The following is a 20,284-nucleotide window of genomic DNA, read 5'->3' as shown; positions in this document are numbered from 1 at the left end:
ACCGCTGGCGGCCTGGACACGGAGGCCGTTTCCGAAGAACGGCCCAGAGGTGGGGACCGGCGGCACGTCCTTCTTGCACAAGTCTGCAACATGGGCCTCCGCGGCGCGACCGACGGCCCTCCTCACAAACCTGCAATGCAGAAACCTGCAGTCACGACCACCGACGTACGACGTCCAGCACCTCGCCGAGGCGGTGGACGACGGCGTCGGGCTCGCCCTCGGTGTGCCCGAGCTGGTCGGTCGGGATCGTGCTGTGCGGCACGTGGATGGCGCGCAGGCCGGCGTTCTGCGCGCCCCAGACATCGTCGAAGAGCCGGTCGCCGACGTATACGCACCGGGCGGGATCGGTCGCGCCCACCGCGGCCAGCGCGGCCCGGAAGGCCTCGGGCGACGGCTTCGTGCACGCGATCTCGCTGGTGTAGACGTCGCCGTCGACGAGGTGGAGCACGCCGTCGCGCTCGAAGAAGCCCTCGTGCCAGGCCCGCGGCCAGATCGTGTTCGACAGCACGCCCACCTTGACCCCGTCGGCCCGGAGCGCCTCGAAGAGCGGGCCGACCTCGGAGTCGGTCTCGGTGTGCGGCTCCCAGAACTCGTAGTAGGCCGCGAGCAGGTCCGGGTCGTGGGCGAGCCCGGCCTCGGTGAACAGGTCGGCGATCGTGGCGCTCTGCTGGTGGTCGCGGCTGCGACCCCAGATGATCCGGTTCGCCTCGTGCAGCCGGGCCTGGGACACCTCGACGGGGTGGTCGACGTCGATCACGGCCTGGGCGAGCGCCAGTGACTCCGCGTGGAAGTCCACGTCGTGCCAGCGGGTCAGGGTGCCGCCCCAGTCGAAGATCACCGCGTCGATGCCAGCCATGGGCAGCACCCTAAGGTGTGCGCGTGGCCGGCATCGGGACCCTCGCGGAAGGCCCGCTGCACGCCGCGGTGAAGCAGTGGCTGGCGCGGCCGGGCGACCGGTTCGAGGTCCCGGTCGAGCGGTTCGTGGTCGACCTGGTGCGCGCCGACGGCGAGCTGGTCGAGATCCAGACCGGCGGCTTCGGCCCGCTCGGGCCCAAGCTGGACGCGCTGCTCGACGGCCACCGGATGCGGATCGTGCACCCGGTCCCGGCGGAGCGGCGGATCGTGCGGGTCGACTCCGACGGCGTCGTGCTGTCCGAGCGCCGCTCGCCGAAGAGCGCCTCGGTCCTGGAGGTCTTCGACCGGCTGGTGGCCTTCCCGTCGCTGATCGGCCACCCGCACCTCGTGGTCGAGGTGCTGCTCTGCCGCGAGGACCACGTGCGCGGCCCGGCACCGACCCGGAGCACCGGCAACCGGCGCCGGACCAAGGACCCCGGCACGCGCCATCTCGACGCCGTGCTCGGCAGCCACGAGGTACGCCGACCCGTCGACGCGCTCGGGCTGCTCGGGGCCGAGCTGCCGGAGGGACCGTTCAGTACCCGCGACCTCGCCACCCTCCTGGGCGCGCCGGTCGTGCTGGCCCAGCGGGTCGTCTACTGCCTGCGGCTGATGGAGCTGCTCGAGCCGGCGGGCAAGGACGGCCGCGCCCCGCTGTACCGCAGGGCGTGACCGGCGAGGAGCGGTTGCCTCAGTGCCGGACGAGCCGCACCAGGTGGTCGACGACGTGGTCGGCGACGACGTTCTCGCGCTCGCCCGTGCGCCGGTCCCTGACCTCGACCGTGCCGGACTCCGCGAGGCTCTTGCCGACGACCACGATGGTCGGGACGCCGATCAGCTCGGCGTCCTTGAACTTCACGCCGGGGCTGATCCGACCCGCGCGGTCGTCGTACAGGACCTCGACGCCCTGGGTTGACAGCTCGTGGGCGATCCGCTCGGCCGCCGCGAAGATCGCCTCGTCCTTGCCGGCGGCGACCAGGTGCACGTCGGCGGGCGCGACGTTGCGCGGCCACGCCAGGCCGACCTCGTCGAGGGTGCCCTCGGCGATCGCGGCGACCGCGCGGGTGCAGCCGATGCCGTAGGAGCCCATGGTGACCGTGACGAGCTTGCCGTTCTCGTCGAGCACCTGCAGGTCGAGCGCGTCGGCGTACTTGCGGCCGAGCTGGAAGATGTGGCCCATCTCGATGCCGCGGGCCGTCTCGAGGATGCCGCCGTCGCCCGTCTCTGTTCCACACTGCGGGCACTCGTCGCCGTCGCGGACCTGAGCGGCCTCGATGGTGCCGTCGGGGGTGAAGTCCCGGCCCGCGACCAGGTCGAGGACGTGGCTGCCGGCGACGTCGGCGCCGGTGACCCAGCGGGTGCCCTCGACGATGCGGGGGTCGACGAGGTAGCGGATGCCGGACGCGTTCTTCTCGCCCAGCACGCCGGGGCCGATGTAGCCCTTGACCAGGCTGGGGTGCTTGACGAACTCGGTCTCGTCGAAGGGCTCGACCTCGGTGGGCTCGAGCTGGCCCTCCAGCCGCTTCTGGTCGACCTCGCGGTCGCCGGGCACGCCGATGGCGACCGGCTCGCGGGTGCCGTCGGCGTGCTTGAGCATCACCAGGACGTTCTTGAGCGTGTCGCCGGCCGTCCATGCGCGGTCGGCCCGGGGGAAGGCCGCGTTGAGGTGGTCCACCAGGGTCTGGATGGTCGGGGTGTCCGGCGTCTGCTCAGCGTGCGCCTCGGGCGCGTCGTCGTACGGGACGGGGCTGGGCGGGCGGACCTGGACGGCCTCGACGTTCGCGGCGTAGTCGCACCGCGTGCAGCGGACGTAGGTGTCCTCGCCGACGGCGGCCTTGGCGAGGAACTCCTCGGACTTCGAGCCGCCCATCGCCCCCGAGGTCGCCTTGACGATCGCGTAGTCGAAGCCGAGCCGGTCGAAGATCCGGACGTAGGCGTCGCGGTGCCGCTGGTAGCTCTCGTCGAGGCCGGCGTCGTCGACGTCGAAGGAGTAGGAGTCCTTCATCGTGAACTCGCGGCCGCGGAGCACCCCGGCGCGGGGGCGCGCCTCGTCGCGGTACTTGGTCTGGATCTGGTAGATCGACAGCGGCAGGTCCTTGTACGACGAGTACAGGTCCTTGACCAGGAGGGTGAACATCTCCTCGTGGGTCGGGCCGAGCAGGTAGTCGCCCCCCTTGCGGTCCTGCAGCCGGAACAGGTTGTCGCCGTACTCGGTCCACCGGTTGCTGGCCTCGTAGGGCTCGCGGGGCAGCAGCGCCGGGAAGCTCAGCTCCTGGGCGCCGATGCCGTCCATCTCGTCGCGGACGATGCCCTCGATCTTGCGCAGCACCTTCAGCCCGAGGGGCAGCCACGTGTAGATGCCGGGCGCCGCGCGCCGGATGTAGCCGGCGCGGACGAGCAGCCGGTGGCTGGGCACCTCGGCGTCGGCCGGGTCGTCGCGCAGCGTGCGGACGAAGAGGCTCGACATGCGCAGGATCCGGGGGGTGCTCATGGGCAGAAGGGTACGGGCGGGCCACCCCCGCGGACGAACCGGTTGTCGCTCCCGGGACGCGGCCGGGCCGGGGCCCTCAGGCCGAGCGAGCCGCCTTCAGCGCCGCCCGGATCATCGGCAGCTGGAGCGGGAGGCGGGCGTAGGCGGCCGCCTTGAACTTCGTGTTGCGGGTCCGTGAGGCGTCCTGGGCCATCTGCACGTTGCCCGGGAACACGCCGACCAGGAGCAGGACGCTCGCGTAGCCCGCGACCCGGCGGGTCCGCGGCACCGCCAGGCCGGCGGCGCAGAGCAGCTCGGCGACGCCGCTGGCGAGGATGATCTCGCGGTGGGCCGGAACCCAGGACGGCATGATCTGCTCGTAGACCTCGGGCTTGACCAGGTGGATGGCGCCGCTGACGGCGAAGCCGCCGGCCAGGACCTTGGCGGAGGTGGGGAGGCTCATCGGGCCACCTTCTCAGAACATGACGGTCGAGAACCGGGAGGTCTCGCGAAAGCCCACGGTCGCGTAGGCGCGCCGGGCGGGGGTGTTCCACTCGTTGACGTAGAGCGAGACCACCGGCGCGATCTCGCGGCGGACCAGGTCGGCCACCGCCGCCATCCCGGCGATCGCCAGGCCCTCGCCACGCCGGTCGGGCGGAACCCAGACCCCCTGGACCTGCGCGGCGTACGGCGACGCGCACGCGACCTCGGCCTTGAAGACCAGCCGGCCCTCGTCGAACCGGGCGAAGGACCAGCCCCGGTTCATCAGCTGGGTGACCCGGGCGCGGTAGAGGTCCGCTCCCCCGCCGTACTCCGGGGAGATGCCGACCTCCTCGGTGTACATCGCGACACAGGCCGGGTACAGCTCGTCGAGGTCCTGGCGGGTGGTGCGTCGTACGCCGGGATCCGGCGCGACCAGCGGCGCCCCGCTCAGCTCCAGGTGCGGCTGACCCCAGCGGGTCTCCCGGGGCCGGCCCCAGGAGCCGGCGACGCCGTCCCAGAGCACCCGGACCGCCTCGTGCGGCCCGACGATGGTCGAGACGGTACGACCGCGCGCCAGCGCCCGCTCCGCGAACGTCCGGGCGTCGTCGGCGCTCGCCTGCACCGGCACCAGGTTGGCGCCCACGTGGCAGGCGGCGACCAGCTCGCCGTCCTCGTACCGGCCCCACATCTCGCCGCCGAGCCAGCGCGGCTCGAGGTTGGTGGTGCGGGCGCGGTAGTCGGCGAAGACGTTGACCACCGGGTCCTGCGCGGTCAGGTGGAGGAACGCGTCGAGATCGGGGGCCCCGAGGGGGCGCACTCCGTGACGCGTCGTCAGCACGGGCGAAGCCTACGTGAACTGAGCCGTCGCCCTAGCACAAGAACTTCCGACCCGCGGCGCTAGCTGACCGAGACCTCGGCGGTGGCGCCGTCGACCGCCTCCATGCCCTCGGCGATGCGCATCGCCTCCTCGATCAGGGTCTCGACGATCTTCGACTCGGGCACGGTCTTGATGACCTCGCCCTTGACGAAGATCTGACCCTTGCCGTTGCCGGAGGCGACGCCGAGGTCGGCCTCGCGGGCCTCGCCCGGTCCGTTGACGACGCAGCCCATCACCGCGACGCGCAGCGGGACCTCCATGCCCTCGAGGCCGGCGGTCACCTGCTCGGCCAGCGTGTAGACGTCGACCTGGGCGCGCCCGCAGGAGGGGCAGGAGACGATCTCGAGCTTGCGCGGGCGCAGGTTGAGCGACTGCAGGATCTGGATCCCGACCTTGACCTCCTCCACCGGCGGCGCGGAGAGCGAGACCCGGATGGTGTCGCCGATGCCCCGGCTGAGCAGCGCCCCGAAGGCCGTCGCGGACTTGATCGTGCCCTGGAACGCCGGGCCTGCCTCGGTCACGCCGAGGTGCAGCGGCCAGTCGCCCTCGGCGGCGAGCAGCTCGTAGGCGCGGACCATCACGACCGGATCGTTGTGCTTGACCGAGATCTTGAAGTCGCGGAAGCCGTGCTCCTCGAAGAGCCCGGCCTCCCATTTGGCCGACTCGACCAGCGCCTCGGGCGTGGCCTTGCCGTACTTCTGCAGCAGCCGCGGGTCCAGCGAGCCGGCGTTCACGCCGATCCGGATGGAGGTGCCGTGGTCCTGCGCGGCCCGGGCGATCTCCTTGACCTGGTCGTCGAACTTGCGGATGTTGCCCGGGTTGACCCGGACCGCCGCGCAGCCCGCCTCGATGGCGGCGAAGACGTACTTGGGCTGGAAGTGGATGTCGGCGATCACCGGGATCTGGGACTTGCGCGCGATGGCCGGGAGCGCGTCGGCGTCGTCCTGGCTGGGGCAGGCGACCCGCACGATGTCGCAGCCGGAGGCGGTCAGCTCGGCGATCTGCTGGAGCGTCGCGTTGACGTCGGAGGTGAGCGTCGTGGTCATCGACTGCACGGAGACCGGGTGGTCGCTGCCGACCCCGACCTTGCCGACCTGGATCTGGCGGGTCGGGCGGCGCGGGGCGAGCACCGGCGGCGGCGCTGCAGGCATACCCAGGTTGATCTCGGTCATGCCGTCAATCTACTGGCCGGGCCGTCGGCGCCCGACATCACCGACCGGCAAGGCCCGAGCGCCGGAGCAGTCGCGCGCCCAGGCCCCGGCCGCGGGCCTGCGCATCGGCCCGGGCCTGCGCGAGCTGCTCCTTCGTGCGGGCCAGCTCGGTCTGCGTCGCCCGCAGCTCGACCCGGGTCTTGGCGAGCTCGGTCCGGATCCCGTCGACGTCCTGGTCGGCCCGCACCGCGGCGTCGGCCAGGGCGGCGCGACGCGTCTCGGCGCGCTCCTCGCGGACGGCGTCGGTGCGCTGGGCCGAGAGCTCGCGCACCCGGTCGGCGATCGAGCGGACGTTCTGGTCGGCCAGCCGCGACAGCTCGCGGGCCGCCTCCACGACCTCGGGCCGCCGACCGGCCTCGGTCGCCGCGCCCATCGCCTCCTCCAGGTCGGTCACCGCGACGTTGAACGGCATGTGCGGGTCCCAGTGGCGGGCGTAGCGGGTCGGCTTCCTGCGGGTGAAGGTCACCCGCGGACGGGCGTACGACGCCGCGATGATCCGCACGTGCAGCGAGGTGCCGATCACCAGGCGCGAGTCCCGGATCGCCTCGACGACGTCCATCGGGCGGCGCCCGGTGGAGAACTCGACCTCGGTGCTCGGCGAGAGCTGCCGGATCCGCTCGGCGATCCGCTCGGCGTCGGCCATCGAGTCGTGCCCGGCCGCCAGACCGGCCTGCACGAACCGGACCCTCGAGCCGCCCAGGTGCCGGCTCCCGACGAGCTGCTCGGCGATGGTCTCGTGCCCGAGCTGGGCGGCGATGCCGCTCGACACCTGGAGCACGACCACGTCGTTGTCGGGAGCGGGCTCGAACGGCTCGAGGACCCCGATGGCGTGCACCACGTCGGGGGCCAGGGTGTGCTCGACGCCCAGGCCGTGCAGGAAGTCGCTGGACTCCTTGTCGCGGACCGAGACGATGTCGGCGGTCTTCAGCACGGAGTGCAGCTCGTGGCGGATGCGGACCGGGCGGGCGGCCACCCCCGCGACGCCGACGGAGTTCAGCACCGTGACCGCGCCCGCGTTGCGCGGGAAGGCTGCGGGGGTCGGGATGTACGGCGAGACGATCGGCGCGCCGTTCAGCGCCTCGCTGATCAGCCGCTCCTGGACGTCGGGGGTGGCCCGCCGGTAGCGGGCGAACTCCTCGCGCGGGGTCGAGAGCCGGTAGGCGGTCTCGGTGCTGATCCCGCCCACCTGACCGCCGACGGACCAGATCGCGTCGTACTCCCGCTCCTGCAGCTCGTCGCCCAGCGCCACCACCTGGCGGTCGAGGAGCGCGGTCATGTCGGCGCTGAACGGGGAGGCGGAGACGACCTCGCTGCCCTCCAGGTAGCGCTCGGTGACGAGCAGGAAGAGGAGGTCGCCGAAGTTGTCGCGCTCGTAGGCACCGACAGCGAGGACGCGGGGCTGGGGGGCGGGGTGGATCAAGTCTCTCCTCAGTCGGCCAGCCGGACCGAGACCCGGCTCACCCGGCATGCACCGGAACGGGAGCCAGACTAACCGAGCAGGCCCGGCGTCCCGGCCGCGGCGACTACCCCTCCAGGTGCAGGGGTACGACGAGGTCGCCGACGATCAGCACCACGCCCATCACCAGCATCGCCGACGCGACGACGTACGCGATCGGGAGCAGCTTGGCCGCGTCGACGTACCCGGGATCGGGCCGACGGCGCAGCCGGGCGATCCGGCGGCGGAGCCCCTCCCACAGCGCGCTGGCGATGTGGCCGCCGTCGAGCGGGAGCAGCGGGACGAAGTTGAACATCCCGATGAAGAAGTTGAACCCGGCGATCAGCATCACCAGGAAGACGGTCTTGTCGAGCACCGGGAACGTCTCGTGGGAGACCGTCTCCCCGGCCAGCCGGCCGCCACCGACGATGCTGACCGGGCTGTCGACGGCCCGCTCCTCGAGGCCGAGGATCGCCTGGCCGACGTCCCAGACCTTGACCGGGAGGGTGGCCAGCGCCTCGACCGTTTGGACGGTCATGCTGCCCATCTGGTCGAGGGTGAACAGCACCCCGCCGGTCTCGGTCTGAACGGAAGTGGTCGGGACGACGCCGAGGAAGCCCACCTCGCGCAGGGTCTCGCTGGTCTCCGACTCCGGCCGGGCCTCGACGGTCGTGCTGGTGGTGCCGGTCAGGCTCTGCCCGTCGCGCTCGTAGCCGATGGTGGCGGTGCCGCCCTCGTTGTCGCGGATCAGCTCGCGCAGCTGGTCCCAGCCGGTGATGGCGGTGCCGTTGAAGGACGTGACGGTGTCGCCGGGCAGCAGCCCGGCGTCGAGGGCCGGGCTGATCTTGTCGCTGGCGAGGCAGTCGCGACCGCTCTCGGAGTACGGGATCACGCACTCCGAGACCGCCGCGATGACCGGCGGACCGGCGTCGACCTCTTCCGACTTCACGCCGTAGGTGGAGAAGACCAGCAGGAAGAGGAAGAAGGCGATCAGCAGGTTCACCGTGGGCCCGCCGGCCATCACGACGACCTTCTTCCACCACGGCAGCTTGTAGAAGAGCCGGTCGTTGTCGTCGGGGCCGACCAGCTCCCACTCCGCCGCGCGGGCATCCGAGATCAGCTGGGTGAACATGCCGGTGTTGGACTTGCGGACCCGGGTGACCTGGTTGCCGTCGGCGTCGTACGTGACCTCGTCGGCGGCGGCTGTCGCACCGGGCGGCAGCATCCCGACGATCTTGACGTAGCCGCCGAGCGGGATCGCCTTGACGCCGTACTCGGTCTCGCCGACCCGCTTGCTCCACACCGTGGGGCCGAAGCCGATGAAGTACTGGGTGACCTTCCCGCCGAACTTCTTGGCGGGGATCATGTGGCCGAGCTCGTGGAGGCCGATCGAGACCAGGATGGCGACCGCGAAGATCACCACTCCGAGCAGGTAGAACAGCGCGGTCATGCGGGCCCTTCGATCAGTCGTGTCGCCTCGGCACGGGCCCAGGAGTCGGCGGCCAGGATGTCGTCGACGGTGAGCCCGCTCATCGAGGGTACGTCGAGACCCGCGAGCACGCGGGCGACCGTGGGCACGATGTCGACGAAACCGAGCACTCCGCGGCGGAACGCGTCGACGCAGACCTCGTTGGCCGCGTTGTAGACGGCCGGCGCCGTGCTGCCGGTCTCCCCCGCGGCCCGGGCGAGCGCGACGGCCGGGAAGGCCTCGTCGTCGAGGGGGAAGAACTCCCAGGTCTCGGGCCGGGACCAGTCGACCGACGGCGCGGCGTCGGGCACCCGGTCGGGCCAGGACAGGCCGAGCGCGATCGGGATGAGCATGGTGGGCGGGCTGGCCTGGACCAGCGTCGAGCCGTCGACGAACTCGACCATCGAGTGCACCACGCTCGTCGGGTGCACCACGACCTCGATCCGGTCGAAGGGGATGCCGAAGAGCAGGTGCGCCTCGATCACCTCCAGGCCCTTGTTGACCAGGGTCGCGGAGTTGATGGTGATGACCGGTCCCATGTCCCAGGTCGGGTGATTGAGCGCCTGCTCGGGCGTCACGTCGGCCAGCTGCTCGCGGGTGCGCCCCCGGAACGGGCCGCCGCTGGCGGTGAGCACGAGGCGTCGTACCTCCTCCGGCGTGCCGGCCCGGAGGCACTGCGCCAGCGCGGAGTGCTCGGAGTCGACCGGGACGATCTGGCCGGGCTTCGCGCGCTCCAGGACCAGCGGGCCGCCCATGATGAGCGACTCCTTGTTGGCGAGCGCGAGGGTGCTGCCGGCGTCGAGCGCGGCGAGGGTCGGCCGCAGCCCGACGGCGCCGGTGATGCCGTTGAGGACGACGTCGCAGGGCCGGCCGGCGGCCTCGACCGAGGCCTCCTCGCCCAGCCCGGAGTACGACGGCGCGAACTCCTCGACCTGCTGCTGGAAGAGCTCGGGGTTCGACCCGCCCGCGGTCAGCCCGACGACGCGGAACCGGTCCGGGTTGCGCCGTACCAGGTCGAGCGCCTGGGTGCCGATGGAGCCGGTCGAGCCGAGGACGACGACGTCCCGGCGAGAGTCACGAGTTGCCACCTGACCATCGTCCCAGGTCCGCTCTAGAGTCATCTGCATGACCTCGATCCCCGCCACGGGCGGGCCCTCGCTCCCGCAGGAGCGCCGGCTCGTCACCGCGATCCCCGGCCCCGGCTCCCTGGAGCGGCTCGACCGTAAGAAGGCCGTCGTCGCCGACGGGGTCGGCACGATGCTGCCGGTGTTCGTGGTGGCCGCGGGCGGCGGGATCCTGCTCGACGTCGACGGCAACGCGCTGATCGACCTCGGCTCCGGCATCGCCGTCACCAGCGTCGGCAACAGCGCCCCCGCCGTGGTCCGCCGGGTGAGCGAGCAGGTGGCGGCGTTCACCCACACCTGCTTCATGATCACGCCGTACGACGGCTACGTCGACGTCTGCGAGCAGCTCGCGACGCTGACCCCGGGCGAGCACGCGAAGAAGAGCGCCCTGTTCAACTCCGGCGCGGAGGCCGTCGAGAACGCCGTGAAGATCGCGCGCGCCGCGACCGGCAAGGACGCGGTCGCCGTCTTCGACCACGCCTACCACGGTCGCACCAACCTCACGATGGCCATGACGGCGAAGAACATGCCCTACAAGCACGGCTTCGGGCCGTTCGCGGGCGAGGTCTACCGCGCGCCGATGTCGTACCCGTTCCGCGACGGGCTGTCGGGCGAGGAGGCCGCGGCCCGGGCGATCGACGTGATCGAGAAGCAGGTCGGCGCCGCCAACCTGGCCTGCGTGGTCGTCGAGCCGATCCAGGGCGAGGGCGGCTTCGTGGTGCCCGCTCCCGGGTTCCTGCCCGCGATCGCCGCCTGGTGCACAGCCAACGACGTGGTCTTCGTCGCCGACGAGATCCAGACCGGCTTCTGCCGCACGGGCGACTGGTTCGCCAGCGACGACGAGGGCGTCGTCCCCGACCTGATCACCACCGCCAAGGGCATCGCCGGCGGCCTCCCGCTGGCCGCGGTCACCGGCCGCGCCGACCTGATGGACGCGGTGCACGTGGGCGGGCTCGGCGGCACCTACGGCGGCAACCCGGTCGCGTGCGCCGCCGGGCTGGGCGCGATCGAGGAGATGCGCGAGCACGACCTGGCGGGTCGCGCGCGCACCCTGGGCGAGCGGATGCGGTCGCAGCTCGAGGCACTGCAGGCCGAGCACCCGGTCATCGGCGACATCCGCGGCCGCGGCGCGATGATGGCGATCGAGCTGTGCGCCCCCGGCACCACGGAGCCCGACCCGGCGCGGACGGCGGCCGTCTCGGCGTACTGCCACGCCCATGGCGTCGTGACCCTGACCTGCGGCACCTGGGGCAACGTCTTCCGCTTCCTGCCGCCCCTGTCGATCTCCGACGCGCTGCTCGACGAGGCGTTCGGGGTGGTCGCGGAGGCGTTCGCGGCGACCGCCTGACGGGAACCACTTGACGCGTGTCAACACGCGCGGTTCGATGCCGCATGTGACCTACGACACGATCATCAAGGACGGGCGCTTCTTCGACGGCGGCGGCGGCCCGTCGACCGTGCGGCACATCGGGATCCGTGACGGCGTGGTCGCCGCGATCTCCCCCGAGCCGCTCGACGAGACCGGCTGCGGCGAGGTCGTCGAGGCGGCGGGCCAGTGGGTGCTCCCGGGCATGGTCGACATCCACACCCACTACGACGTGGAGGTCCTGCGCGGCCCCGAGCTGACCGAGTCGCTGCGGCACGGCGTCACCACGATCCTGCTGGGCTCCTGCTCGCTCTCGACCGTGCACGTCGGCGGCGTCGACGCAGGCGACCTCTTCGGCCGGGTCGAGGCCATCCCCCGCCGGCACGTGATCAACGCGGTCGCGGAGCACCAGACCTGGGAGAACGCCGGTCAATACGTCGCGGCGCTCGAAGGCCTCCCCCTGGGTCCCAACCTGGCCTCGTTCATCGGCCACTCCGACATGCGCACCGCGACCATGGGCCTGGACCGGGCCACCCGCAAGGAGGTCCGGCCCAGCCGGGCCGAGCAGGCCCGGATGGAACGGATGCTCCGCGAGGCCCTGGACGCCGGGTTCGTCGGCATGTCGGCCCAGCAGCTGCTCTTCGACAAGCTCGACGGCGACCTGTGCCGCTCGCGCACGCTGCCGTCGACGTACGCCCGCGGCAAGGAGATGCGCGGCCTGCGCCGGATCCTGCGCGACCGGGGCCGTGCGCTGCAGGCCGGCCCGGACGCCAGCCACCCGCACACCATCCTGACCCAGGCCCTCGGCTCGATCGGCCTGTTCCGCAAGCCGCTGAAGACCAGCCTGCTCTCGGCCGCCGACATCAAGGCCATCCCGTTCGTCATCCACGTCATCCGCGGTCTGGCCGCCGTGGCCAACCGGCTCGGCGGCGACTTCCGCTGGCAGCACCTGCCGGTGCCGTTCGAGGTGTACGCCGACGGCATCGACCTGGTGATCTTCGAGGAGTTCGGCGCCGGTGCCTCGGCCCTGCACCTGCAGGAGAAGCTGGCGCGCGACGAGCTGATGCGAGACCCGGCGTACCGCGCCCGGTTCCGCAAGGACTACGAGTCCAAGTACGGCCCGCGGGTGTGGCACCGCGACTTCTTCGACGCCGAGATCGTCGCCTGCCCGGACGCCTCGGTGATCGGCAAGTCCTTCGGCCAGGTCGGCCAGGAGCGCGGCGGCGCCCACCCGGTCGACGCGTTCCTCGACCTCGTGCTCGAGCACGGCACCGCCATCCGCTGGCGCACCACGATCTCCAACCACCGGCCCGAGGTGCTGAAGAAGATCGCCCGGGAGTCCGGGGTCCAGATGGGCTTCTCGGATGCCGGCGCGCACCTGCGCAACATGGCCTTCTACAACTTCGGCCTGCGCCTGCTCAAGCACGTGCGCGACGCCGAGCGCGCCGGCAAGCCGTTCATGAGCGTCGAGCACGCCGTGCACCGGCTGACCGGCGAGCTCGCCGACTGGTACGGCCTCGACGCCGGCCACCTGCGCCTCGGGGACCGCGCCGACCTCTTCGTGATCGACCCGGAGCGCCTCGACGACACCCTCGAGGAGTACGCCGAGGCGCCCGTCGCGCAGTACGACAACCTGTCGCGGATGGTCAACCGCAACGACGCGACCGTGCCGCTGGTGATGGTCGGCGGCCGGACGGTGTGGCGGTCCGGTCGCGCGTCGTCGCTGCTCGGGCGCCAGCGCACCGGGCGGTTCCTGCGAGCCGGCGAGCAGTCCCGCGAGCCGCTGTCGACGCCGGCCCGTCGTACGCCTGCTCCCACCGAGGTCGCCTCGTGACCCGCACCCCCGCGGAGGCCGTCCGCGGCCTGTGGCGCACCCTGTCCGCGCGCGACTACGACGGCCTCTCCGACTGGGTCACCGACGACTGCCTCTACATGGACATGCCGCTCGGGCCCTCGCTCTCCGCGCGCGGACCGGGCGACATCGCCAAGCGGCTGAAGGTCGGCTGGGGCGAGCTCGCGGCGTACGAGAACCACGACGGCCTGATCGTGGCCTCGGGCGACGACGTGATGTACGAGCACTCCGAGACCTGGACGTTCAAGACCGGCGAGGTGTTCACCCTTCCCTTCGCCACCGTCCACCGGGTCCGCGACGGCCGGGTCTGCCTCTGGAAGGACTACTGGGACTACGGCGCGATCATGAACAACGCCCCCGCAGCCTGGGTCGAGGGGCTCGCCACCGCCGACACGTCCTGGGTGTACGACGCCACTGCGGACCTGTAGTCGTCGGTTTCCGGCGAGGGCCGCCACGCGCATCCTCGGGCCGACGAGCGTGCGCATCCGATCCCGTCGCCGATGGTCGGCGTCGCGCTGGGCGGCGACCCGTGGCGGGTCGTCACGGGTCGCCGCCTTGCCCGTCAGCCCTCGTGGGGCGCGAGGACGTCGAGGACCCAGGTGACGCCGAAGCGGTCGGTCGCCATGCCGTACAGCGTGGCCCAGCCGGCCGGTGCGAGCGGGACGACGACGGTGGAGCCGGCGCCGTCGTCGGTCAGCCTGGTCCAGTAGGCAGTGATCTCCTCGGAGTCGGCGCCGCGCACCGAGATGAAGTACGGCGCCACGCCGGCCAGGAGCGGACGAGCGGCCGGGACGTCGTAGGCCATGACGTGGAAGCCGTCCGCCGAGGCCACCTGCCCCCACATGACCTGATCGGCCTCGGACTCGTCGGTCACGCTGTGGGCGTCGCGATAGGTCACGGCGGCGATCTCTCCGCCGAAGACCGACTGGTAGAACTCCAGCGCCTCTCGGGCGGTGCCGCGCAGATTGATGTGGGTGACGGTCGTGATGGACATGTCTCTCCTGAGGAGTCGTGGCTGAAGTGGATCGCTGGACGTCGGGTGGTCGTCAGCGCATCGCGACGAGGATCACGGCGCTGAGCACGCTGCTGACGACGAAGAACGGCGCATTGATCGCTCCGTAGAGGAGCGGCCGGGGGAAGTTCGGGTTGATGGCGATCTGGAAGGTCATCGCACTCAGGTAGCCGATGCCCACGACCAGTCCGAAGGCGACGGCGTTCCCGGTGGTCGTGATGCCGAGGGCCTCGATGAGGACGGCGCTGGTCAACAGGGTGACGAGCTGGCACAGGATCGGGCCGGCTGTGGACACGGCGTTCGCCTCCGGGGCGGGCGCACCCTCACGACCGAGCGCGACGGCGTACGGCTTCACGATGACCACGGCGAACCAGACCCCGGCGAGCGCGATGGACGCGACGGCCGCGATCGCGCAGGCCAACCAGTTGATGTCACCCAGGACGTTGAACACGAGGAGCTCCTTGATCCGGCGGCCACCGTGGCCGCACGTCCAGAACTCTGGGCCACATATAGGACAGGTTGTGTCCTCTACTCGAGCCATCATGGCGTCCATGCCCACCACGTCCGGTCGCCTGCTCGCGCTGCTGTCGCTGCTCCAGACCCGCCGGGACTGGTCGGGCGAGGTCCTGGCCGACCGGCTCGCCGTCAGCCCCCGGACGGTACGACGCGACATCGACCGACTCCGCGAGCTCGGCTACCGGATCGCGACCTTCAAGGGACCCGACGGTGGCTACCGGCTCGACGCAGGGGCCGACCTCCCCCCGCTGCTGTTCGACGACGACCAGGCCATCGCCTTGGCCGTGGCCCTCCAGGTGGCGGCGACGAGCGGATCGGGCCTGGGGGCCGCAGTGGGCGAAGCCGCGCTGCGTGCCCTCACCACCGTCCGACAGGTCATGCCCTCGCGCCTGCGTCACCGACTCGACCTGCTGCCCGTCACCGTCGTCGAACCGCCCGGCAGCCACCACCCCGCGGTCGAGCGCGACGTGCTGCTCGCGCTCGGCGCAGCCGTCCACGCCCGGGAGGTGCTGCGTCTCGACTACGCCGGCCCCCGCGCCGGCGCGAGGAACCGTGACGACGCCGGCCGCCCCGCCGCGCCACGCAGGGTCGAGCCCCACCACCTCGTCACCTGGCGCGGCCGCTGGTACCTCGTCGCCTGGGACCTCGACCGCAGCGACTGGCGCACGTTCCGCGCCGACCGCATCACCCCGCGCAGCCCGACCGGACCACGCTTCTCCTCCCGGGAGCTCCCCGGCGGCGATGTGGGCACCTTCGTCACCGGGCGCTTCCGCGGCTCCGAGGGATCCACCCAGTGGCCCTGCACCGGCGAGGTCATCCTCGACCTGCCCGCCGAGAAGATCCGTCCGTTCGCCGGCGACGGTCTCGTCGAGTACGTCGAACCCGACCGGACCCGACTCGTCCAGGGATCCTGGTCCTGGCCCGCCCTCGCCGCCTCGCTGTGCCGCTTCGACACCGACATCGAGGTCGTGGGCCCGCCGGCGCTCGGGGACGCCTTCAGTCTCCTGGCCGCCCGCGCCGCCCGCGCCACCCAGAGGCTGACGCCGCCGGCGGACTGACCTATCCACACCACCGGACCCGGCGAGCACCGATCTCGACGCTGCGCACCAGCGGGCCGGGCAGACTGGAAGCACGGTGGCCGAGCACGCCTTTCTTCGTCACCTTCGGGCGCTCGTGAACCTCGCCACTCCTCGCGCAGCTGGCGACGGGCTTCGCCCGACCTTGCCAGGCGTCGAGCGCAAACAGACTGCGTCATACCGCTGCTCGCCGGGCAACGGCTCCGTGCCTACCACAGGTCCTGCGCGCATCATCGGCGGATGAGCACCAGAGCAGTGGCGTACCGGTCGTCGCCACAGTGGCCGCATTCGTTCTCTACGTCATCTTCGCGATGCTGGTAGGGCTGGAGGATACGGGCGTCTGATCGCGGACGGATCACACACGTCGCGACGAGTTGCCCGGGCTCCCCGGGCCTGTAGTCAGCCGGTTGCCGCAGCGCGTGGCGAGCCGGACGAGCTAACGATGCCGTGGTCGCGTATCGCCGGCCCAAAGAGGCGCATTTCCGTCGCCCAAGCTCCGCTGGATCGGTTTAGGTTCGTCGGTGGAATCGGACGCCGCCGTCGGGGAGCCGCTCTGAGGTGTAGGTCGGGTCGTGGGCTCGATGGTGATGATGGGAGCAGAGCAGCATCCCGTCGGCCAGGTCGGTGCGGCCGCCGGCGGCCCAGGGGGTGCCGGCGTGATGGGCCTCGCACCACGGGGCCGGGATCTGGCAGCCCTCGGCACGGCACTCCCGGTCGGTCAGGGCGAGGGCGCGGCGTTGGGCTCGGGTGAAGAGCCGTTGCGAACGCCCGAGGTCGAGGACCTCGCCCTCGCCGCCGAGGACGGCCGGGACGAGGTGCGCGGTGCAGGCCAACCGCCGGGCCTCCTCGGCGGTGATCCGCTCGAGCGAGTCGCCCGGGGCCGGGTTGCCGAGGGTGGCCGTGCCGAGGTCCGCGCGCAGCGACTCCAGCGACATGGTCACGACCAGGGTGGTCGCGTCGCCGCCGTGGATCGGGAGCCGGGTCGGGTCGAGGGTCTCCAGCAGCTGGCAGAACGCCTGTGCAGCTTTCCGCCCGCGCGGAGTCCGCGGTGCTTCGGCCGGTTCCGGGTCGGCGTCGTCGCGGCGGGGGTTGGTGAAGGCATGCAGATAGGTCGCGAGCCGGGCGGCGGACGCGTCGGGGATCAGTCCGGTGATGCGGGTGGTCCCATCACCCAGCGGCCGCAGCCCGAAGCGCATCCGCTGCTGCGCGGACGCCTCCAGGTCGGCCAGGTGCCGGGCCTCGACGGTCTCGGCGAGCTCGGGGGCGACGACGTCGAGGATCCGGCGACCCAGGCGGCGCAACTCGATGGGGTCGAAGCGCGCGGCGTACCCCACCAACGCGGCCTCCGCCTGATCGACCACAAACGCGTCGACGTCGGCCGGCAGCTCCGCGAGGGACGCCGCGATCGCGTGCGCCTGGTCGAGATTCACCCCACCTTCACGGACCGCCGTCGCCAGCACCGGGCGGTCGGCCAACGCCAACGCGAGGCGAAGATCGGCGGCGCAGTCACCCCGACGACACCGCGTCGCGGCTGCCGCCCAGGCGCCGACGTTCCCGCGCACCGGTCTCCTCGGCCACGTCAGAAGCGTCGGCGGTGACCCGCAGTCGCAGCTCGCCCACCCGGGTCTCGATCGCGGCCAGCTCGATCAGGGCGGCGGCCTTGTCGGTGGTGGTCATGAAGGCCGGGTTCACGTCAGCGACCGACTTCAGGGCACCGTCGATGACCTGGGTGGCGACCCGGATCGGGTGGTCCATGCGAGCCTCCGAGAGCTCCACAAACGGTGCGGGATGATGCTCCAATTCTAGTCGAATGCACGTTCGATCGCCTAGGTCTTCCACAGCCCCCACACGTGGACTGGCGTCGTCCTTGAACCGACGTGCGTAGGGTCGGCACGAGTCATCTGTCGCTTGACACCCCTGACGAGAGACCTCGGAGTACGACGACTCGCCGGTCCCCAGACAACCGGGCTGAGGCTAGAGCCGCTCGGCCATGCCGCGATCGCGCACCTCGGGGAGTGCGTCTGCGCCGCGATCGGGCGTGTTCCTGCCAGACCTTGCCGTCGCCGGCTGTCGTGCGTCCGCGTGTGCTCGGATGTCACTTGCCTCGTGACCGGGCGCGTGCCTGCGCGCCGCGGGGCAGGCCGTCGTCGATGAGCTTGCTCCAGCAGGCAAGGAAGTCGTCGTTGAGGTGCTCGTTGGCGTCCAGGGCTCCCGAGACGACTGCCCCGGTGCGAACCATCATCAGCTGCTCGGCGGTTGAGCGCGGGTCGCTGTGCTCGAGGCGCTGCAGCAGTCCCTCGAGACGCTCGGTGACCCAGCGGCGGATCTCCAGCGCGTGGACCCGTACCGGATGGGATGCCGTGAACTCCGCAGACGCGTTGATGAAGGGACATCCCCGCCGCACTGCGGCGAAGTCGTCACGGGTCAGGGCGGTGGCCAGCTCCTCGAGCGCCTGTCGGGGTTCGTCCGGGTGGGCATCGATGATGCCGTCCACCTGGCGATGGTCGTACGCCGCCCGACGGTCGAGGTAGGCCGAGATCAGGTCGTCCTTGGACGCGAAATGGCGGTAGAGGGTCACCCTGGTGACCCGGGACTCCGCGACGATGCGTTGGATGCCCACCGCGTGGATGCCCTCGTTGTAGAACAGCCGATCCGCAGTGAGCAGGATCCTCTCCCGCGCTCGGGAGGTGTGGGGCGGCGCAGCAACCTGCGCCTCTCCCGACGGTGCTGGCGGTGCCGATGGGCCTGGCGGTACTGCCGGTGCAGGTCGGGTCATCGCGCGCGTCTCGGTTCCTCAGGATCGATCGAGCTGACTCTTGCCAAGTCTCTCGTGGCAGTCCTACCTTAACCCCAAGTGGGTAGATCGATCGGTATACCTACCGTCTCCGAAAGGAACCTCGATGTCCACCAGCACGCCTGTCCTGTTCATCCATGGCCTCTGGCTGCACGCGCGGTCGTGGGACAGCTGGGTCGACCACTTCACCCGGGCCGGGTACGACGCCTCCGCTCCCGGATGGCCCGGCGACCCCGAGACGGTCGCGGAGGCGCGCGAGCGGCCGGAGGAGATCGCCGACCACGGCATCGACGACGTCGTGTCCCACTACGCGAAGATCATCGACGCCTTGCCGACCAAGCCCGTCCTGATCGGACACTCGTTCGGCGGAATGATCGCCCAGCGGCTCCTGGGCGAGGACTTGGCGGTCGGCGCGATCGCGATCGACGCGGCTCAGATCAAGGGCGTCCTCCCCCTCCCGCTCTCCGCCCTCAAGGCCACCCTGCCGGTCTTCAAGAACCCCGCCAACAGGCATCGAGCCGTCTCGCTGACCCCTGAGCAGTTCCGCTTCGCCTTCGGGAACGCCATTCCTGCCGAGGAGTCCGACGACCTCTTCGACAGGTGGGCGATCCCCGCTCCGGGCAGACCACTCTTCGAGGCCGCCGCCGCGAACTTCAACCCGCACTCGCCGGCCAAGGTGGCCACCGACAACCAGGGCCGTGGACCCCTGCTGCTGATCATGGGAGGTCAGGACCACACCGTCCCGGAGGCGGTCACCAGGGCGACCCTCAAGCAGTACCGCCACAGCGAGGCGGTCACCGACATCCTCGAGTTCCCGGACCGCGCGCACTCGCTGACCATCGACCACGGCTGGCGCGAGGTGGCCGACTCGTGCCTGTCGTGGCTCGAGACTCACGGGCTGTGAACCGGTGGACCTGCACCTGAGCGGCCGGACCGCGGTCGTCACCGGAGCCAGCAAGGGCATCGGCCTGGCCATCGCCCGGGCCCTGGCCGACGAAGGGGTGTCCGTCATCGCCGGGGCCCGCGAAGGAAGCGCCGAGCTCGACGACCTCACGAACCGCGCAGATGTCCGGGCGGTCACCGTCGACCTCACCACCACCGACGGTCCCCGCGACCTCGTCGCCGCCGCGACGGAGCGGGGCGGGATCGACATCCTGGTCAACAACGTCGGTGCCGTACGCCCGCGCCTCGACGGGTTCCTCGCCCTGAGCGACGACTACTGGGAGTGGACGCTGACCATCAACTTCCTCGTCGCCGTCCGCACGATGCGCGCTGCCATCCCACTGATGATCGATCGTCCCGGAGCCAACATCGTCACCATCAGCTCCGTCAACGCCTACCTCCCCGACCCCGGCGTCATCGACTACAGCGCTGCCAAAGGCGCCCTCACCAACCTCTGCAAGTCCCTGTCCAAGGAGCTCGCACCGAAGATCCGGGTGAACACGATCAGCCCCGGACCGGTTCGGACCGACCTCTGGCTGGGGGCCGACGGAGTCGCCGCGACCGTCGGCGGAGGCACCGGCCACGAACCAGGCGACGTCGTACGCCGCCAGGAGGCCCAAGCACCCACCGGGCGCTTCACGTTGCCCAACGAGGTCGCCGACCTCGCACTCTTCCTGGCCAGCGACCGGTCGGCGAACACCACCGGCAGCGACTTCCGAATCGACGGAGGGCTCATCGCCACACTCTGACCCCTGCCGGACGCG

General features: G+C 71.4%; 20 protein-coding genes. 7 read left to right on the top strand and 13 right to left on the bottom strand.

Annotated features, from left to right (window positions below):
• Positions 1 to 151: 151 nt before the first annotated feature.
• Positions 152 to 856, bottom strand: coding sequence for an HAD family hydrolase (locus tag MUB56_RS13065; protein WP_244932320.1), 705 nt, complete (start codon positions 854 to 856; stop codon positions 152 to 154).
• 23 nt (positions 857 to 879) lie between these two features.
• Here MUB56_RS13065 and MUB56_RS13060 point away from each other — a divergent pair, with 23 nt between their 5' ends.
• Positions 880 to 1,566: a hypothetical protein gene (locus MUB56_RS13060; RefSeq protein WP_244932319.1), complete on the top strand. Its 687-nt coding sequence runs from the start codon at positions 880 to 882 to the stop codon at positions 1,564 to 1,566.
• Between the two features lie 19 nt (positions 1,567 to 1,585).
• Here MUB56_RS13060 and MUB56_RS13055 read toward each other — a convergent pair whose 3' ends face one another.
• From MUB56_RS13055 to MUB56_RS13025, 7 genes are all read right to left on the bottom strand, one after another.
• Complete coding sequence (locus MUB56_RS13055) at positions 1,586 to 3,385, bottom strand: proline--tRNA ligase (RefSeq protein WP_244932318.1); 1,800 nt, start codon at positions 3,383 to 3,385, stop codon at positions 1,586 to 1,588.
• 76 nt (positions 3,386 to 3,461) lie between these two features.
• The gene (locus MUB56_RS13050; protein ID WP_244932317.1) at positions 3,462 to 3,827 is read right to left on the bottom strand and encodes a DoxX family protein; all 366 of its coding nucleotides are present in this window, start codon (positions 3,825 to 3,827) and stop codon (positions 3,462 to 3,464) included.
• A gap of 12 nt (positions 3,828 to 3,839) precedes the next feature.
• Positions 3,840 to 4,685: a GNAT family N-acetyltransferase gene (locus MUB56_RS13045; RefSeq protein WP_244932316.1), complete on the bottom strand. Its 846-nt coding sequence runs from the start codon at positions 4,683 to 4,685 to the stop codon at positions 3,840 to 3,842.
• Between the two features lie 59 nt (positions 4,686 to 4,744).
• Positions 4,745 to 5,896, bottom strand: coding sequence for a flavodoxin-dependent (E)-4-hydroxy-3-methylbut-2-enyl-diphosphate synthase (ispG, locus tag MUB56_RS13040; protein WP_244932315.1), 1,152 nt, complete (start codon positions 5,894 to 5,896; stop codon positions 4,745 to 4,747).
• Between the two features lie 37 nt (positions 5,897 to 5,933).
• Positions 5,934 to 7,355, bottom strand: a complete 1,422-nt coding sequence (locus tag MUB56_RS13035; protein WP_244932314.1) for a polysaccharide pyruvyl transferase family protein — start codon at positions 7,353 to 7,355, stop codon at positions 5,934 to 5,936.
• Between the two features lie 103 nt (positions 7,356 to 7,458).
• Positions 7,459 to 8,820 carry a site-2 protease family protein gene (locus tag MUB56_RS13030; RefSeq protein WP_280637405.1) on the bottom strand — a complete coding sequence of 454 codons (1,362 nt, stop codon included), beginning with the start codon at positions 8,818 to 8,820 and terminating at the stop codon, positions 7,459 to 7,461.
• On the bottom strand, positions 8,817 to 9,926 hold the full coding sequence (locus MUB56_RS13025; protein ID WP_244932313.1) for a 1-deoxy-D-xylulose-5-phosphate reductoisomerase: 1,110 nt from the start codon (positions 9,924 to 9,926) through the stop codon (positions 8,817 to 8,819). Before MUB56_RS13025 ends, MUB56_RS13030 begins: the two co-directional genes overlap by 4 nt.
• Before the next feature lie 37 nt (positions 9,927 to 9,963).
• On the opposite strand from MUB56_RS13025, the gene gabT reads away from it, so the two are divergent.
• Genes gabT through MUB56_RS13010 form a run of 3 tightly spaced genes read left to right on the top strand, consistent with a single transcriptional unit; the run spans position 9,964 to position 13,608 of the window.
• Positions 9,964 to 11,310 (top strand): 4-aminobutyrate--2-oxoglutarate transaminase, encoded by a 1,347-nt coding sequence (gene gabT, locus MUB56_RS13020; RefSeq protein ID WP_244932312.1) that lies wholly within the window; start codon positions 9,964 to 9,966, stop codon positions 11,308 to 11,310.
• Positions 11,311 to 11,356: 46 nt separating this feature from the next.
• On the top strand, positions 11,357 to 13,162 hold the full coding sequence (locus MUB56_RS13015; protein ID WP_244932311.1) for an amidohydrolase family protein: 1,806 nt from the start codon (positions 11,357 to 11,359) through the stop codon (positions 13,160 to 13,162).
• A complete protein-coding gene (locus MUB56_RS13010) occupies positions 13,159 to 13,608 on the top strand; it encodes a nuclear transport factor 2 family protein (RefSeq protein ID WP_244932310.1) in 450 nt (149 codons plus the stop codon). The genes MUB56_RS13015 and MUB56_RS13010 overlap by 4 nt, the downstream gene beginning before the upstream one ends.
• A 134-nt stretch (positions 13,609 to 13,742) precedes the next feature.
• On the opposite strand, the gene MUB56_RS13005 is transcribed toward MUB56_RS13010, so the two are convergent.
• Positions 13,743 to 14,174 (bottom strand): VOC family protein, encoded by a 432-nt coding sequence (locus MUB56_RS13005; RefSeq protein ID WP_244932309.1) that lies wholly within the window; start codon positions 14,172 to 14,174, stop codon positions 13,743 to 13,745.
• Between the two features lie 52 nt (positions 14,175 to 14,226).
• Entirely contained in the window at positions 14,227 to 14,643 is a 417-nt protein-coding gene (locus tag MUB56_RS13000; protein WP_244932308.1) for a DUF1761 domain-containing protein, read from the bottom strand.
• Positions 14,644 to 14,743: 100 nt separating this feature from the next.
• Between MUB56_RS13000 and MUB56_RS12995 the strand changes: the two genes are divergently transcribed.
• Positions 14,744 to 15,766 carry a WYL domain-containing protein gene (locus MUB56_RS12995; RefSeq protein WP_244932307.1) on the top strand — a complete coding sequence of 341 codons (1,023 nt, stop codon included), beginning with the start codon at positions 14,744 to 14,746 and terminating at the stop codon, positions 15,764 to 15,766.
• A 527-nt stretch (positions 15,767 to 16,293) separates the two neighbouring features.
• On the opposite strand, the gene MUB56_RS12990 is transcribed toward MUB56_RS12995, so the two are convergent.
• The 3 genes from MUB56_RS12990 to MUB56_RS12980 form a co-directional block, all read right to left on the bottom strand.
• Positions 16,294 to 17,346, bottom strand: coding sequence for an HNH endonuclease signature motif containing protein (locus MUB56_RS12990; RefSeq protein ID WP_244932306.1), 1,053 nt, complete (start codon positions 17,344 to 17,346; stop codon positions 16,294 to 16,296).
• Positions 17,291 to 17,539 carry a hypothetical protein gene (locus MUB56_RS12985; protein WP_244932305.1) on the bottom strand — a complete coding sequence of 83 codons (249 nt, stop codon included), beginning with the start codon at positions 17,537 to 17,539 and terminating at the stop codon, positions 17,291 to 17,293. The genes MUB56_RS12990 and MUB56_RS12985 overlap by 56 nt, the downstream gene beginning before the upstream one ends.
• Before the next feature lie 340 nt (positions 17,540 to 17,879).
• Positions 17,880 to 18,449 carry a TetR/AcrR family transcriptional regulator gene (locus MUB56_RS12980; RefSeq protein ID WP_280637414.1) on the bottom strand — a complete coding sequence of 190 codons (570 nt, stop codon included), beginning with the start codon at positions 18,447 to 18,449 and terminating at the stop codon, positions 17,880 to 17,882.
• A 235-nt stretch (positions 18,450 to 18,684) separates the two neighbouring features.
• Between MUB56_RS12980 and MUB56_RS12975 the strand changes: the two genes are divergently transcribed.
• Positions 18,685 to 19,482: an alpha/beta fold hydrolase gene (locus tag MUB56_RS12975; RefSeq protein WP_244932303.1), complete on the top strand. Its 798-nt coding sequence runs from the start codon at positions 18,685 to 18,687 to the stop codon at positions 19,480 to 19,482.
• Between the two features lie 4 nt (positions 19,483 to 19,486).
• Positions 19,487 to 20,269, top strand: a complete 783-nt coding sequence (locus MUB56_RS12970) for an SDR family oxidoreductase (RefSeq protein ID WP_244932302.1) — start codon at positions 19,487 to 19,489, stop codon at positions 20,267 to 20,269.
• Positions 20,270 to 20,284 lie beyond the last annotated feature (15 nt).

The organism is Nocardioides sp. W7, assembly GCF_022919075.1.
Classification (GTDB): domain Bacteria; phylum Actinomycetota; class Actinomycetes; order Propionibacteriales; family Nocardioidaceae; genus Nocardioides.
This window is presented reverse-complemented; position numbering and strand designations above follow the sequence as displayed.

What these genes read in the sequence shown, in the direction of transcription:
- MUB56_RS13065 (WP_244932320.1), bottom strand. Translation starts at nt 856, where the DNA reads ATGGCTGGCATCGACGCGGTGATCTTCGACTGGGGCGGCACCCTGACC.
- MUB56_RS13055 (WP_244932318.1), bottom strand. Translation starts at nt 3,385, where the DNA reads ATGAGCACCCCCCGGATCCTGCGCATGTCGAGCCTCTTCGTCCGCACG.
- MUB56_RS13050 (WP_244932317.1), bottom strand. Translation starts at nt 3,827, where the DNA reads ATGAGCCTCCCCACCTCCGCCAAGGTCCTGGCCGGCGGCTTCGCCGTC.
- ispG (WP_244932315.1), bottom strand. Translation starts at nt 5,896, where the DNA reads ATGACCGAGATCAACCTGGGTATGCCTGCAGCGCCGCCGCCGGTGCTC.
- MUB56_RS13030 (WP_280637405.1), bottom strand. Translation starts at nt 8,820, where the DNA reads ATGACCGCGCTGTTCTACCTGCTCGGAGTGGTGATCTTCGCGGTCGCC.
- gabT (WP_244932312.1), top strand. Translation starts at nt 9,964, where the DNA reads ATGACCTCGATCCCCGCCACGGGCGGGCCCTCGCTCCCGCAGGAGCGC.
- MUB56_RS13005 (WP_244932309.1), bottom strand. Translation starts at nt 14,174, where the DNA reads ATGTCCATCACGACCGTCACCCACATCAATCTGCGCGGCACCGCCCGA.
- MUB56_RS12995 (WP_244932307.1), top strand. Translation starts at nt 14,744, where the DNA reads ATGCCCACCACGTCCGGTCGCCTGCTCGCGCTGCTGTCGCTGCTCCAG.
- MUB56_RS12985 (WP_244932305.1), bottom strand. Translation starts at nt 17,539, where the DNA reads ATGGACCACCCGATCCGGGTCGCCACCCAGGTCATCGACGGTGCCCTG.
- MUB56_RS12975 (WP_244932303.1), top strand. Translation starts at nt 18,685, where the DNA reads ATGTCCACCAGCACGCCTGTCCTGTTCATCCATGGCCTCTGGCTGCAC.